The 13735-nt window shown below is 60.6% G+C and carries 14 protein-coding genes and 2 pseudogenes; 7 read left to right on the top strand and 9 right to left on the bottom strand.

What is annotated here, in order from left to right; all coding sequences use genetic code 11:
• Positions 1–13 precede the first annotated feature (13 nt).
• From ABIB80_RS33885 to ABIB80_RS33875, 3 genes and pseudogenes are all read right to left on the bottom strand, one after another.
• Positions 14–2019 (bottom strand): annotated as a pseudogene (locus ABIB80_RS33885) (ATP-dependent helicase); the annotation flags it as partial.
• Positions 2020–2021: 2 nt separating this feature from the next.
• Positions 2022–2723 (bottom strand): RES family NAD+ phosphorylase, encoded by a 702-nt coding sequence (locus ABIB80_RS33880; protein WP_354129048.1) that lies wholly within the window; start codon positions 2721–2723, stop codon positions 2022–2024.
• Between the two features lie 2 nt (positions 2724–2725).
• Entirely contained in the window at positions 2726–3115 is a 390-nt protein-coding gene (locus ABIB80_RS33875) for an antitoxin Xre/MbcA/ParS toxin-binding domain-containing protein (protein WP_279682314.1), read from the bottom strand.
• 154 nt (positions 3116–3269) lie between these two features.
• Here ABIB80_RS33875 and ABIB80_RS33870 point away from each other — a divergent pair, with 154 nt between their 5' ends.
• From ABIB80_RS33870 to ABIB80_RS33855, 4 genes are read left to right on the top strand one after another with little or no spacing between them, the layout of a single operon-like run.
• The gene (locus ABIB80_RS33870; protein WP_279682315.1) at positions 3270–3977 is read left to right on the top strand and encodes a multiubiquitin domain-containing protein; all 708 of its coding nucleotides are present in this window, start codon (positions 3270–3272) and stop codon (positions 3975–3977) included.
• A complete protein-coding gene (locus ABIB80_RS33865; RefSeq protein WP_279682317.1) occupies positions 3974–4303 on the top strand; it encodes a hypothetical protein in 330 nt (109 codons plus the stop codon). The genes ABIB80_RS33870 and ABIB80_RS33865 overlap by 4 nt, the downstream gene beginning before the upstream one ends.
• Positions 4300–4818, top strand: a complete 519-nt coding sequence (locus tag ABIB80_RS33860; RefSeq protein ID WP_354129047.1) for a hypothetical protein — start codon at positions 4300–4302, stop codon at positions 4816–4818. Before ABIB80_RS33865 ends, ABIB80_RS33860 begins: the two co-directional genes overlap by 4 nt.
• The gene (locus tag ABIB80_RS33855) at positions 4805–5692 is read left to right on the top strand and encodes a HesA/MoeB/ThiF family protein (protein WP_354129046.1); all 888 of its coding nucleotides are present in this window, start codon (positions 4805–4807) and stop codon (positions 5690–5692) included. The genes ABIB80_RS33860 and ABIB80_RS33855 overlap by 14 nt, the downstream gene beginning before the upstream one ends.
• A gap of 66 nt (positions 5693–5758) precedes the next feature.
• Here the strand turns inward: ABIB80_RS33855 and ABIB80_RS33850 are convergent.
• Positions 5759–7052, bottom strand: a pseudogene (locus tag ABIB80_RS33850) (DUF2130 domain-containing protein).
• Positions 7053–7436: 384 nt separating this feature from the next.
• Here ABIB80_RS33850 and ABIB80_RS33845 point away from each other — a divergent pair.
• Positions 7437–9038 carry an adenylosuccinate synthetase gene (locus ABIB80_RS33845; RefSeq protein ID WP_354129045.1) on the top strand — a complete coding sequence of 534 codons (1602 nt, stop codon included), beginning with the start codon at positions 7437–7439 and terminating at the stop codon, positions 9036–9038.
• Positions 9035–9724, top strand: a complete 690-nt coding sequence (locus ABIB80_RS33840; RefSeq protein WP_502918759.1) for a DUF7002 family protein — start codon at positions 9035–9037, stop codon at positions 9722–9724. Before ABIB80_RS33845 ends, ABIB80_RS33840 begins: the two co-directional genes overlap by 4 nt.
• Before the next feature lie 2 nt (positions 9725–9726).
• On the opposite strand, the gene ABIB80_RS33835 is transcribed toward ABIB80_RS33840, so the two are convergent.
• Positions 9727–11097: a hypothetical protein gene (locus tag ABIB80_RS33835; RefSeq protein WP_279682328.1), complete on the bottom strand. Its 1371-nt coding sequence runs from the start codon at positions 11095–11097 to the stop codon at positions 9727–9729.
• 100 nt (positions 11098–11197) lie between these two features.
• Positions 11198–11794: an HD domain-containing protein gene (locus ABIB80_RS33830; RefSeq protein ID WP_279682330.1), complete on the bottom strand. Its 597-nt coding sequence runs from the start codon at positions 11792–11794 to the stop codon at positions 11198–11200.
• A gap of 114 nt (positions 11795–11908) precedes the next feature.
• Here ABIB80_RS33830 and ABIB80_RS33825 point away from each other — a divergent pair, with 114 nt between their 5' ends.
• Positions 11909–12262: a helix-turn-helix domain-containing protein gene (locus ABIB80_RS33825; protein ID WP_354129043.1), complete on the top strand. Its 354-nt coding sequence runs from the start codon at positions 11909–11911 to the stop codon at positions 12260–12262.
• A gap of 39 nt (positions 12263–12301) precedes the next feature.
• On the opposite strand, the gene ABIB80_RS33820 is transcribed toward ABIB80_RS33825, so the two are convergent.
• From ABIB80_RS33820 to ABIB80_RS33810, 3 genes are all read right to left on the bottom strand, one after another.
• Positions 12302–12718, bottom strand: coding sequence for a BP74-related protein (locus ABIB80_RS33820; protein ID WP_279682333.1), 417 nt, complete (start codon positions 12716–12718; stop codon positions 12302–12304).
• A 39-nt stretch (positions 12719–12757) separates the two neighbouring features.
• Positions 12758–13054, bottom strand: coding sequence for a helix-turn-helix domain-containing protein (locus ABIB80_RS33815; protein WP_354129042.1), 297 nt, complete (start codon positions 13052–13054; stop codon positions 12758–12760).
• Positions 13055–13130: 76 nt separating this feature from the next.
• Positions 13131–13586, bottom strand: coding sequence for a hypothetical protein (locus ABIB80_RS33810; RefSeq protein WP_354129041.1), 456 nt, complete (start codon positions 13584–13586; stop codon positions 13131–13133).
• Positions 13587–13735: the final 149 nt, after the last annotated feature.

The raw sequence follows: 13735 nt of genomic DNA, 5'->3' as shown, positions 1-13735 counted from the left end.
TTGTGGCGGTCAGCTACCGCCACATTCCACGCATGCGCGCGCCGATATCCACCTTGGGTCCTTGGCTAGGAGCACGTGCGCCGGCAGGTACAACTGGCCAAGTCGTCCGCTCGAACAGATCCAGCAGCTTTTCTGGGATGAACCGTGTCCTCGAGGCGTAGAGGTGGCGGTCACCCAGCGAATGCTGACCGTGAACGAAGAAGCGCTGCGGCACGACCAGATGGAGGTCATCCTTTGCTCGGGTCATGGCGACGTAAAGCAGGCGGCGTTCCTCCTCGATCTCGGCCGAGGTCCCGGCACCGAGATCGGACGGCATGCAGCCGTCGACGACGTTCAGCAGATAGACCGACTTCCATTCCTGACCCTTGGCGGAGTGGATCGTCGACAGGATCAGATAGTCCTCATCGAGCAGCGGCACGCCGGCCTGATCGCTAGTCGCGTCGGGCGGATCCAGCGTGAGTTCAGTTAGGAAGCGTTCTCGGGAAGGATATCCGGAGGCGATCTGCTCGAGCTGGAGCAAGTCGGCCCGCCGTGTTTCGGCGTCTTCATGGATGCGGTCGAGATGCGGTTCGTACCAGAGGCGGGCACGCTCGAGATCGACGGGCCACTCGGAATAATGGAGATTGCCCAACGCTTCGACGAAGCCCTTCCAGTCGTCGCCCGTGCGCGGTGGCGTCGGTATGTCCGCGAGCGCTGTGATCGGATCGGAGGCTTGCGCCATGTGGTCAAGCACACGCTGCGCGGTGGCTGAGCCGATGCCAGGCAGCAAATGCAGCAGACGAAACCCGGCCACACGATCGCGCGGATTCTCGACGATCCGCAGCAATGCCAGCATGTCCTTGATGTGAGCGGCATCGAGAAACTTCAGTCCGCCGAACTTTACGAACGGGATGTTCCGACGCGTCAATTCGATCTCAAGCGGACCGCTGTGGCTGGATGTCCGGAACAGAACAGCCTGCTCTTTGAGGAGCGTTCCGGACTCGCGGTTCTCGAGAGTGCGTTCGACGATGAAGCGCGCCTGGTCAGCCTCGTCACGTACGGTGACGAGCTGCGGTTTCGCTGCCGAGGTGCGTTCGGTCCATAGGTTCTTGGTGAAGCGTTCCTTGGCAAGGTCGATAACGCCATTGGCGGCGGCAAGGATCGGCTGCGTCGACCGATAATTGCGGTCGAGCGTGATGATGTTGGCGGGCGGCGAAAATTGTGCAGGAAAGTCGAGGATGTTGCGCACGGTCGCGGCGCGGAACGAGTAGATCGATTGAGCGTCGTCGCCGACGACCGTCAGCCCCCGGCCTCCGGGCTTCGACGCGAGCAGGATCGAGGACTGCAGGCGGTTGGTGTCCTGATACTCGTCGACCAAGACGTGATCAAAGCGGCCGCCGATGTCGTCAGCCAAGGCAGCGTCGCCGACCGTCTGCGCCCAGTAGAGAAGGAGGTCATCGTAATCCAGCACGTTCTGCTTCTGCTTGGCTTCAACATAAGCCGCGAACAGTTCCTTGAGCTCTGCGGCCCACCCGGAACACCATGGATACCAAGCGCCGATTACCTGCTCGATCGGCATCTCGGCGTTGACGCAGCGCGAGTAGATCGAGAGGCACGTCCCTTTGGTAGGGAAGCGGCTCTCGGTCTTCGAGAAGCCTCTCTCATGCCTGACGAGGTTCATCAGGTCTGCAGAGTCTACGCGGTCGTGAATCGTAAAGGCGGGATCCAGGCCGATCTGTTCGGCATACTCGCGCAGCAGCCGGGCGCTAATGCCGTGGTAGGTGCCGGCCCAGGTGAGCGCGTCGGTCATGATCCCAGCGTTCTCGCCCAGTACCTTGCGGGCGATCCGTTCGACCCGCCTTGTCATCTCGGCGGCGGCGCGCCGGGAAAACGTCATCAACAGGATTCGGCGCGGATCGGCGCCTGAACGATCAGATGGGCGACCCGATGGGCGAGGGTGTTGGTCTTTCCCGAACCTGCTCCCGCAATGACTAGCAGCGGCGCAGCGGCCAGTCCTCCGGCGGCGCCGTGCTCGACCGCACTTAAGCCGCCATGGACCCGGCGATAATGTCGTTGCGATCCATGTCGCGGTCGGCGGCGAAGTCATAAAGGCGGCCGATACGCTGACCATCCCATCGGAAACGGTAATGGGCGCCTTGCACGCCACGGTCCACCAAAACCTCGTTGGTGAAAACACAGATGAATTCACTGCCTGGCAGTTCGGTCATCTTGAAGAGGACGCCGTGAACCCCATCCTCATATAGCTGCCGCCCCATCATCCACCTTGCGGTTTGCGATGTGTCGGCCGGCAGTCCGCGAAGATCGACGAAATTCCCGACGACCCTGTTCGTGATCATCCTCATGTCGATGCCGCAGGCCGGTTCGTCGGTACGGGAAAGGAATTCCTCGCGCCGGAGGATTGCCCGGGCAAGAGCGCCGCGCTCTTCGGCGGCAAGCTCGAGGACCGAATAAGGAGGCGGAAGCGAATACGTGCCCTCCGGCATGGGATAGGCGAACGGCGCGTGATTCCAGTTCTGAAGCCTCGGCGAATTTGAATCGGCGGAAATGTCGCCGCCTGTGATGCGGGCCTTGGCAGCAAGACGCGGGTTGGTGATCGTCTCGATCTCGGCGGCAACCGCCTGCATCTCGCGAGAACCGAATTTCTCGTAGATGTCGATGGTCGGCCATTTCGAGGGAATCAACCGCCGATACTGGCCGTCGACTGAGATTTGCGGATACGCCAAACTTAGCCTCCGCGCTGGGCATCGACGTACTGTCGTACCCTGATGATGTCGCTCAGATTGCCGGTGAGCATGATGTCGAGGGCAGATGCCCCCTCGAAGAACCGGTTTGGCTGGCGGATCCAGCGTACGGCGGCTTCCGGCGAATCGAGCAGGATGCCGAGAGCCTTGTAGACGGATCCCAGATGCGAAATCCGCTCGAGGGTATCCGCAGAAACGTCGCCGCCGTCCTTGCGCCAACGGAAGTAGGTCGAGCGGCCAGGCGATCCCAGCAACTTGATCTGTTGATCAGTGCTCAAGTCCCAGATCTCCGCCAGTTTGAAGAAGAAATCGAGTGTTGATGGGCGTGGTCCTTGTGGCTGCTGTGCTGTCTCTGTCCGGTTGCTGATGTCCATAGGGCTCCTCGGTTTGTGCCAAATGGGACTTGATTTACAATTTTAGTCCCATTAGATATAGTCCCAATACGAACTGATTCGGAATCATCGGTCTCTTCCGGGATTTCGTCAAGCCAAACGACGCCTGTCCGGGCGCATGAGACGGAGAAGACGCATGGATACGGTGTTGAAGATCCCCGGCGGCGAAATGGCCCAGCGGGCCCGCTCGTTCAAAGCCGAGGTCGGTGACGACCAATTCGAGTTCCACACGGTGGCGTTCGACGACGCCAAGGTCACCGGGGCCGAAGTCTGCATGGCTGCCGGCAAGCACCCGGTCGAGGATTACGTCGTGCTGCGGCACCTCGCGACCTGTGAACTGGAAACGCTCCGCCCCACCGAGACCTCCGATCTCGACAAGAACAACGTCGGCCGTTTCTTCGTCATCAAGGGCGGCGACATCCACCGCTTTTTCGTCGAGGGCCTGGCGATGGAATGGCCGCTTGCGAAGCTGCTCGCCTCGCAGATCAAGTTCCTCGCCGGCGCCGGCGACGATCAGTCCCTGTCGCTCGAGCGTCCCGGCGTCGACCAGGTCTTCGATGATGACGACGTCGTCGACATCGGCGGTGGCGGTGCCGAACGCTTCAAGCTACGGCACCGCAAGAAGACGGTGACGGTGATCTACGGTGGCGATGCCGAGTTCGAACTCGAGCGCCGCGTCTACACCACCGAGGAACTGATGACGGTGTTCGGCGTTCCTGCCGGCTACAAGTTGGACTTCATCGGTGCCGACGGCGTCTTCCGCGAGATGGCGCCGGGCGAACGCCTCAAGGTCAAGGACGGCATGGAGTTCGCCTCCCATCCGCCGGTGGGACAGTCTTCGTGACCGCTGAACTCCAACTCGCGGCACTGCGGCGGATCAACCGCCGCGCCGAAATCTGGGACGAGGGGGGACAGCCCCTCGTCTACCTGCCGAGCATGCCGGTACAGCACAATGGGGGAAAAGTGACCGTCGATGGTCTGCTCTGTCCCCGCAACCACGCCAGCTACACCACGCGGCTGTTCCTGTCGCAGGCCTTTCCGAACCGCGGCCAGAATTGGACCGCGCACCAGATCATGGGCCGCGCCTGGCACACGATGTCGTTCAACAACGTGCCGGCAGCGCTGCCGTGGTCCGAGATCCTCGCCATCCACTTGGGACAGCTCCAATGAAAGTAGCACTTAAAATCACCGGTTCGCTGCTGGATCTGGTCCGGCGCGACCTCGCTCGGCTCCACTTTTTCGCACACGAGCGCGTCGGCTTCTTGACCGCAGGTGCGGCCGCGGTGCCGGGCGGCCTGATGCTGCTGGTTCGCGAATACATGCCGGTTGCCGACGAGGACTACGAGGTCGATCCCAAGGTCGGTGCACGGATCGGCTCCAACGCAATGCGCAAGGCTGCGCAGGCGGCCTATCGACCAGCCGCGGCCCTTCTGCATGTCCATACCCACGGCGGTCGCGGCCTTCCCGGATTCAGCGGGGTGGACCTCGAGAGCGGCAACAAATTCGTGCCGGGGTTCTTCCATTCATGCCTGAAGATGCCGCACGGGCTGCTGGTGCTGAGCAACAACCGCGCGACCGGCCTTCTCTGGCTCGAGGCCGGCAAACCTTCCGTGTCGATCGATCGCTTCATCCGCATCGATCAGCCGATCGTCGAGCAATGGAGTGCGAAATATGAGCTGGCTTGATCGTCAGAGCTTTCTCGGCGCCAACAGCGAGCAGCGGCTGGCCGAGATGACCGTCGGCCTGGTTGGGCTCGGTGGTGGCAATTCGCACGTCGCCCAGCAGCTTGCGCACGCCGGAGTCGGCCACTTCGTGCTGGCGGACGGGGACCACATCTCGCTGACCAACCTCAACAGACTAATCGGGGGCACCTGGTGGTACGTGTTGAAGCGGACCGCAAAGGTCGCGATCATGAAAAGGATGATCCTTGCGATCAATCCGAAGGCCCGCGTCGAGATTCATTGCAAGCAGTGGCAGCTTGCGGGCGATGCGCTGAAGCGCTGCGAGGTCATCGTGGGCGGTCTCGACAACGTGCGCGGCAAGGACGAACCTGATGCCTTCTGCCGACGCTTCCTGATACCGTACATCGATCAGGGAATGGACGTGCACAAATTGGGCGGCGGCCACGGCCACCTGGTCGCGGGCCAGGTGGTGCTGTCCGAGCCCGGCAGCCCGTGCCTGCGCTGCATGGGAATCGTCATCGATGCGGCGCTGGCAGAAGAGTCCCGTAAGTATGGTGCCGCCGGCGGACGACCGCAGGTGGTGTGGTCGAACGGTGTGCTCGCGTCGCTGGCGGTCGGGCTGGTCGTGCAGATGGTGACGCCCTGGAGTCGACGGGCCAGGCCAGGCGCCTATCTCTCGTACGACGGCAATTCCGGCTTGGTCACCGAGACCGAACGATTTCGGCGCTGGTCGGCTTCCTGCACGCATTACCCGAGTGCGGCCGTCGGCGACATGACCTTTGACATCCGCAAGCTCATGGCCAGCGACCGGCAGGGCTACCGATGGGTGGAGCGGATCATGCGCTCGGTCCGCAAGTGGACGAGCACCGTTATCTGAGCGAGCGATGCGTACGCCGGGACTGCGTCTGCCAATTTCTTGGGCAAGACGCATCTCGGCGCTCCATCATTCGGCCGCGTCAGATATCTCAAGGAGCGGAAGATCCAGGCTGGGGATCTCGGGCATCGCCTTGCCGGCGATCGCCTGCAGGTCCCCGACCATTCCGACGGTCGACTCGACGACGGAGAGTATTTGCGTTTCGCGCTTCGCCCATTGTCGGTTCATGAACTTGCGTTCCTTATCGAGGTCGTCCCGCATGTCGTTGAACTTATCGATGACGGCATCGACGCGCTGCTTGAATTTCGTACCCGTCAGATAGTTGTAGACCTGCTCCATCTTGGTCTGCTGTCCTTGCTGGACCAGCCTCGTGTTAGACACGGCGATTAGCGCCTGCCTCAGCGATACCGCGACGGGAAGGGCGCAACGGGGATGAGCGACCCACACTCCGTCGACAAGATCGAAATACTCGACGTTTTTGGGAAGGGCGTGAGAGACGCGCGACATCGGCGCTGCAACGGCGCTGGTCCTCGCGCAGTTTGGCGAGCCAACCATCGCTCCAGTTTTTGGTACGTTCGGTTTCCCAAAGAATGATGCCGGCCGGCTGCCCGCCGGCGCCATTGACCTGCTGTACCACATCAGCACCGAACTCTCCCTTGGCGACCGGTTCGATTATGTCGGTCGGGAACCTGCCGCGAAGGATCTCCTCAAGTTCCAGTCGAACACCTCGCCTTGCGTCTGCTGGGAGCCCTGTTCGGCCTTGCGCTTGAGCTCCTCGATGGTTCGGGTCATGGATTGGATCGTGTGGTCCTTTTCCGAAATCCGCAGCTTGGCCGCATCATCGGCGTCTTGCCGGGCCTTGATCCGGACGCCCTCGACGGAGGATTGCACCCGCTTTTTCCACGGTTAGGTCGATTTCCCGCTTTTCGTCATCGAGTTCGCGCTGTTTTCGCAATACGTCGGCCTGCGCCTTCTGGGCCTCGGCGAGCTTGACGTTGTTGGCCTCGAGCGTCCTGCGAAGTTCGGCGGCTTCGGCGGACTTCGCCTGGAGTTCGATGGCTGCTGCCTCCCGCGCCTTCTTCGCCTCGGCTGCAACCAAATGATTCCGCTCAACGGCGAGCCGTTGCTTTATTTGGTCCTCGACCTGATCGCGCGCCTTTGCGAGATCGTCCCGCTCCTTGACCAGCACTTCGTTCTTGCGGGCGATCTCCGCGTCCTTATGCGCCATCTGCTCCTGAAAGCGCCGGCGATTCTCCTCCAGCAGGGGGGCCGCCAGTGACTCGGTCAGCCTTATGTCGTGACTGCAGTTGGGGCATCGAACCACCGGTTCGTGCGCCTCTGTTACCGTGGCTGTGAAGGTCATGATTCCCCCGTCGTTCGATCCGTCGCGGGATTAGACCCGGTATGGGCTGCTTCGCCATTTCTGCGACGCGGCATGGAAGCGATGTCCACACCTCTATCCAGCTCGGCGGCGCGCTCGTTCGCTTCGCTGCGGATCCCGCCGCATCATCTCACTCAGCATGAGAACATATAGGGAACATATAATTCAATGGCTAGAACTTGAGCGACGGTCGAGCGGAGGCGCAACCCATTGATTTGCTACCAAAAGTTTTGTGTTCATTAGGGCAGGAGACGCCTTGGCGGACCTCGGAGAATGCCTAGCTTGTCAGGTACTGCCCGCCCGTTAATCAGCTTGAGATGAAAAGTCGGGATTCGTCCTCGTCGCCACGACGAGGGAGGAGGTCTTGTGAGATACGTCATCGCGATATCCGGGCCGGTTGCGGTCGGTAAGTCGGCGCTTGCAGGCGAATTGGAACGGCGTTTCGGTGCCTATCGGATCTCGACGCGCACCTTGCTTATCGATGCCGGGACCAAAAACGAGCGCTCTGAACTGATTGAGGCCGGCAAGCGCCTGGACGTCCAGACCGGCGGCACATGGGTTCGTGACGGCGTGGTCGACCATCTCGGTGTGCACGGCGAAAAGGAGATCGTCCTCGTCGACTCCGTCAGGATCGCCGACCAGGTCAAACACTTGAGAGAAACGTTCGGCGAGAAATTCGTGCATATGCATGTGACCGCGCCATACGAGGTTATCAAGCAGCGCTACGAAGATCGCGGTTCGGTCGCCGACACCGGCATGGAATACGATCAGGTTCGGGCCGATTCCACCGAAAGCGGGGTCTGGCTTCTCGGCCGCATCGCAGATCGCGTCGTGGAAAACTGGAGGTGCGAGCCGTCATCATTGCTGGCGCGCGCGGTCGTGGGATTGGGTCTTTTCCCGTCGGTCGCTGAACCGCTGGTCGATGTGATCATCAGTGGTCAATATGGCAGCGAGGGCAAGGGGCACGTTTGCGCCCACATTGCCAAGGGATACGGCGTTATGGTCCGTGTCGGCGGGCCAAATGCCGGTCATCAGGTGGCTTTTCCGCCGTACAACTATCGACAACTTCCGTCAGGTACGCAGTCAAACGACAGGGCGAAGATATTAATCGCCGCAGGTTCTACGATCCATCCTGAACGAATATTGAAGGAGATCAAGGAGTGCGGTCTGACGCCCGATCGGCTGGTCATCGACGAGCAGGCGATGGTGATCGAGGACTGGGACAGGGAATTCGAAGGTCAGGACGGTGGCTTGGGGTCGATCGGCTCGACCAAGCAGGGCGCCGGTGCAGCACTCGCGCGCAAGATTCTGAATCGCAGCGACAGTCCGATGCTGGGGCCAAAGGTCCGGCTCGCCAAAAATCAAACTGACTTGGCTCCCTACGTGAAGCCCGTGCAGCGCGAGCTGGAGAATGCCTATGCAAACGGAACGCGGATCATGATCGAGGGCACGCAGGGAACGGGATTGAGCCTGCATCACGGACATTATCCGCATGTGACGGCGCGAGAGACGACCGCATCGGGTTGTCTGGCGGATGCCGGCGTGGCGCCCACACGGGTGCGAAGGATCGTCATGGTGGTCAGGAGATATCCCATCCGTGTCGGCGGCGCTTCGGGGCCGATGGGCATCGTGATCGACTTCGACAAGATCGCCGACCGTTCCGGCATCCCGGCCGCAGAGCTCAAGGAAAAGGAGATCGGATCGGTGTCGGGCAACCCCAGGAGGGTAGCCGAATTCGATTGGGAGCAGCTTAGACGCTCTGCCGTCATGAACGGCGCGACCGACATCGCGCTGTCGTTCTCCGACTACATCAGCGTCGAAAATCGCCAGGCTCGGCGCTTCGAGCAGCTCACGGACGAAACCAGGGCCTTCGTCGCCGACGTCGAACGCGTCGCCAACGCCCCCGTGTCGCTGATTTCGACTCGCTTCGAACGCTTTGGCGTCATCGACCGGAGGAACTGGCGTTGAAGGAAGAAGATCTGCTCCGCCATTATCCGCGTCTATGGCACATGGCCGAGGACGGCAGTTGGGATTCGATCCGCAAGCACGGTCTCCTTTCGACGTCGTCGCTGCTAGATCTCTACGGATACACCGGCAAAGCTCGGCGCGAACTCGAAGCTGCAAGACGGCCGGAATCGGTCCTGATCGCGTCCGATGGGTTGCCGCATGCGATCGTACGCGACCAGAAGCCGATGACGGCATCCGCTCTCGAAAAATGCCTGACCGACGGCACCACGCCGGCGGAATGGTTTAAGACGCTCAATTCACGCGTCTTCTTCTGGCTCTCGAAGGAAAGGCTCAGAGGGTTGCTGGACGCAAGAGCCTACCGGGACCGACCGCAGACCGTCTTGACGCTGGACACGGCGAGCCTGGTCGGCGCCAACCGGGAGCGCGTCAGATTGAGCCCGATCAACAGTGGCGCCACTATTTACAATCCGGCACCCCGGGGACTCGATACATTTCTCCCGATATCGGACTTCCCGTTCGAGAAAAGGCGGAAAACGCGGACGCTCCAAAATACGATCGTCGAACTCACCGTTCTCGGAGGCGTGTCCGACATCAGGGATCACGCGATAGCTGTGCATTCGATCCACAATGGCAAGCACACCGAGCTTTGGCGCCGGAAGGGAACGAATTCCGCAGACGGTCCCTGAATTCAGCGCGTTAGCGCGGGGTTGTCGATCCGAGCCGGCCGCCGTGCCTTTCGCAGCAGGTCGGCGATGTGGCTGGTAAGTCCGATTTCACCCTCGATGCGGACCCCGACGTCGCCCGGAAGCTGATCGAGGAAGCCGCGCAAGGCTTCCAATCCCCTTGAAACTTTGAAGACCTCCCAACGGTGGGCGTCGCCCGGCACGATGGTGGATGCTGCACTGTCCGTCGCGCCTTTGTGTAACTGGACGATCCACGCTCGAGAGCCGTCGTGAACCCACTCGAACCGTACGGGACCCAGAGCCGCCTTCGCGTGTTCGTAGAGTCCGTGGACGTCGGCAGAAATAGAAGTCGGAATTTTCTCCGGTACCTTGCGACCGAGCATGAAATGGTCGCCTTCGCCGGCGGTACCCTCGATGACCACTTGACCGTTAGCGTCCGTGATCGCGGCACCCGAATAGGTCGCCGGGACGGCGGCTTGGCAGAGTACCGCCGGGATGGCGGTGCCTTGCGGATCCTCGATCGCAAGTAGCTTGAAAGGATCGGTCCAGCCTTTGACGGTCGTGTAACGGCCCGGTTCCTGCTCTCTCGGACACGTTCGGGTCCATACCTCGCGAGATGCGGTATCCTGGCCGAACGTGAAGGGCGCGACCCTTCTCGCGAAGCAGGTCGTGCGAGGGACGGGCAAACCTATCGCGTGGGCAACGAGAAGCCCGAACGTCTTGTCGCCGATGTGCTGGCTGAACCTGTTCGGCCACTTCATGGCTGGTCGCGCCGGCGCCGATTCCGTGCCTTCGTATTCCCACATCAGGGTATGCGTCCGGCGCCAGCCGCGGGGTTTCGGATGGATGCTGAACTCCAAGCGGCCCCGATCGGCCGCCACCGTTTCGGGTTCGAAGCCGAATACGATGCGGATGACCGCTCGCGCCAGGTCGGACGGCATGGACGCGGTGCCTTCCTTCTCGACGCATCGCGGAGTGTCGTCCGGAGCGAATTCCGCGACCCCTCCTTGGATTACGCCCGAAACGCCGCCATCGGAAATGTCCACCGTCTCGTTCGCGATGACGAACAAGCCTTCCGCCGACATCCGAGCGAGGAGGGATTGCGCTTCGTCGACATTCGCCAGGCCGTAGTGGAAATCCCTGCTGCGCGGACTATCCGGAGTGAAGCTGCGGAGGTTGATTGTGCCTTCAGGGCTGCGTTCGATGAGACTGACCAGTCCCCCACGAACGGAATCGAACGAATGGTTCGGCTCGTAACCCGCGACACGGCAGTACTGCTGTAGAGGAAGCGTCCCGCCGGGCGAATAACTTATGAACTGTGCAACGTTGCCGATCCTCGCGAGTTCATCGAGCGATTGGTCTTTTCTGAGCGACATTGTAAGACCTCGTCGCGAACATGATCGAGAACTAAACTAACGCGGGTGCTACAGGCGGGCGCCCGCTACGTCCAGCGCGCTGCGCGGATATCACCGCATTTCACCGGGCGGATCGAAGGCTATTGACTCTCGAACGCAAGGGATACAGCGCCTCGTAGCGCTCGAGCCAAGCCCGTTTCGCCTCTACCGGGGGCAAATTGCGGACGACGATCGGGGCCGGGACGACATCCTGTCCACGCAGCCAGTCGTCCGTTCCTCGAGGCATGATCTGGCGCTGTTCGGCGGCGAGCACGCGCAGGTCGGCCTGCTTCACCTCGCGAGGTATTGGTGTCTGAATGCCGAACCGGGAGAAGATCGCTCGCTCCACCTCGCCTTCGATCCGTTTGTACTCGGGAAGCATCTGCTTCAGCGGCCGCGTGATGTCGCCGAGAAAGGCCTCCGCCGCGTCGTGCATCAATGCTTCCAACTCAAAGCCGGTGGCCGTCTCGCTCACCAACAGGCTGTGTTCCGCAACCGAATAGAAGCCATTGCACTGTCCCGAATACCGGCAGATGTGCGCAAGCCCGTGCGCGATGTCCTCGATGGTGAAGGGGCTGGCGTGCGGCGCAGCGAAATCGAACCATGCTCCGCTTTGGAGCATGATCGACGGTCCAACATCTATCCTGACAGCAATCACCTTATTCGCTTCCCACGCCATAAAGCCCTCCGACTATAACCCGGAAATCCGGTGTTGTTCCATCGACCGCGTCTGCCACACACGCCTCTTTGAACAAGGTTGCAAAATCGTATATTCCAATTTATGCAAATTTGCATGAAATTAGCAAGCGAATCGAAGCGGGCGCTCGTGGGAGAGATACAAGCCCGGATGGAGGCTAGAAAGCTGGTAACCACGCAGTTTGCGCAATCTTGCGGGGTTGATCAAAGCCAAATCAGCAGGGTGCTGGCTGGCGACTTCAAAGGCGTAAGCCATAATGTAATGCAAATTTGCATACATCTGGGAATTGATCCCATGCGATTTTTCGTTCCTTCGCGCGAGGACGAGTTTGCCAAGAAGCGCATCATGGAAAGTGCGCTTGCGGTGTGGGACGGCACTCCAGAGGACGCCGATCTCCTGGTGTCAGTGTTGGGAGGCATGGCAGCAATGCGCAGTGCACGACCGAAGTGAGACGATAGCCAAGCCGTCGACGTCGCTACGCCAGGTGGATCAAGGGCGGACGGGGATCTCGGACTCTAACTCCGAAGACCAGGGGCACCAGAACGATTTGGGCAGGAAGCTTCCGCCTACCTCGTCGAGATGCTCTTCGACGTAGGTGACGTTGGCATCGCAAACTTCAATCTGCATCTCGAACAGGCGAACCGTCTCGGGGATGAGATGGAACGACCATTCTGGATTATAGGTCGCCTTGTGCTGATCGATGACACCGGAAACGTGACGTTTGGCGTTCGACGGGTTGGCAAGTGCGGCCCGCAACTCGTCGATCCCCGCTTTGCCGCGGACCTCGAAAGCGAAGTGCTTCAGCTCCTTCTTGGGGGACATCTGACGGAATGTGAAGCGCGCGATCTCGGGCGAGGGCTGCTGAGCGTATGTTGCTCCACATGCGGCCAAGCCGGCCGCAACCATCGATAGCTTTGCCATCCTGTTAGCCATTGAGATGCCTCCCTAACGATCCTTGGCGCGTCTCGACTTCGCTTGAACCTCGAACAGCTGTTCGACCCGCACTTCCAGCGTCGTCGCGAGCGTTTCGAGAACAAGAAGAGTGGGGTTCGCGCGCCCATTCTCGATTCGACTGATGAAGCCCTGCTCGACGTCGATCTCGGCGGCCAGGACGTCCTGCGTCCATCCTTTTTCCTTCCTGATCCGCCGGACGTTCGCAGCCAGAGCCTTGGTGGCTACCGAATCCCGCGTTGGAAATCTCTCTTCGAATCCCGACCGTGCCATAGGGGCACGGTCGGGCAATACGTCGATTCTGGTCTATGTGATTTATCATATATTTACCCGCAAACCGCTAAGTTCGGGCGGTTCAGCAGGAGGATCAGCATGAATCTGTTCGAGGTTGAAGGTACGGTGACGGCGCTGGGTCAAAACGTTTTCGACAATAATCGCGATAACCGACGTTTCGGGGCGGCGAACGTTGATCGAGAAGGTTGCCGTCTGCAACGACATCGGCGCTGTCCTCGAACTCGGGCAAAGCGGACATTTTTACGTGGACTGCTTGTTCAACAGCAACAACACATTGAGGTGCCAACTTTGGGGATTGAGAGCCGACGGACTCGCCGTCGTCGACCGCCACAATATCTGATCGCAGACCGGCTTCTTCAGGATCGCCTACGGGATCCTCACCATTCCGGTATTCGGCCTCGGCCTGATGCTGCTCTTCAGCGGTATCCGACTCCTGATGGGTAACTGCGACCGGCAGAAAGTCTTCCGAGGTGGAGAAAATGGTTTGCCGCCGCCGCTTCCGGCACAGGCAATTCGGATATGAAGTCAACAGTACCCGCTCTCGCTGCAACGCTACTGGCTGCCTCAAGTCCATCCGCGATCCGGAGAATTGACTTCTGTTCGTTCGACAATGTTGCAAGCGCTGGCGCCATCACCGGTGCCGCCTCCGTCCGAGCCCTTTCTTCCCTTCGGCTTCAC

It is taken from the genome of Bradyrhizobium sp. i1.15.2 (genome assembly GCF_040548425.1).
Classification (GTDB): domain Bacteria; phylum Pseudomonadota; class Alphaproteobacteria; order Rhizobiales; family Xanthobacteraceae; genus Bradyrhizobium; species Bradyrhizobium canariense.
Note: the sequence above shows the minus strand (reverse complement) of the source record. Positions and strands in the feature narration are given on the sequence as shown.

Bases quoted from the DNA above. Each gene is read 5' to 3' on its own strand.
- ABIB80_RS33820 (WP_279682333.1), bottom strand. From the start codon at position 12,718: ATGGTTGCGGCCGGCTTGGCCGCATGTGGAGCAACATACGCTCAGCAG.
- ABIB80_RS33825 (WP_354129043.1), top strand. From the start codon at position 11,909: ATGAAATTAGCAAGCGAATCGAAGCGGGCGCTCGTGGGAGAGATACAA.
- ABIB80_RS33835 (WP_279682328.1), bottom strand. From the start codon at position 11,097: ATGTCGCTCAGAAAAGACCAATCGCTCGATGAACTCGCGAGGATCGGC.
- ABIB80_RS33855 (WP_354129046.1), top strand. From the start codon at position 4,805: ATGAGCTGGCTTGATCGTCAGAGCTTTCTCGGCGCCAACAGCGAGCAG.
- ABIB80_RS33875 (WP_279682314.1), bottom strand. From the start codon at position 3,115: ATGGACATCAGCAACCGGACAGAGACAGCACAGCAGCCACAAGGACCA.
- ABIB80_RS33870 (WP_279682315.1), top strand. From the start codon at position 3,270: ATGGATACGGTGTTGAAGATCCCCGGCGGCGAAATGGCCCAGCGGGCC.
- ABIB80_RS33860 (WP_354129047.1), top strand. From the start codon at position 4,300: ATGAAAGTAGCACTTAAAATCACCGGTTCGCTGCTGGATCTGGTCCGG.
- ABIB80_RS33830 (WP_279682330.1), bottom strand. From the start codon at position 11,794: ATGGCGTGGGAAGCGAATAAGGTGATTGCTGTCAGGATAGATGTTGGA.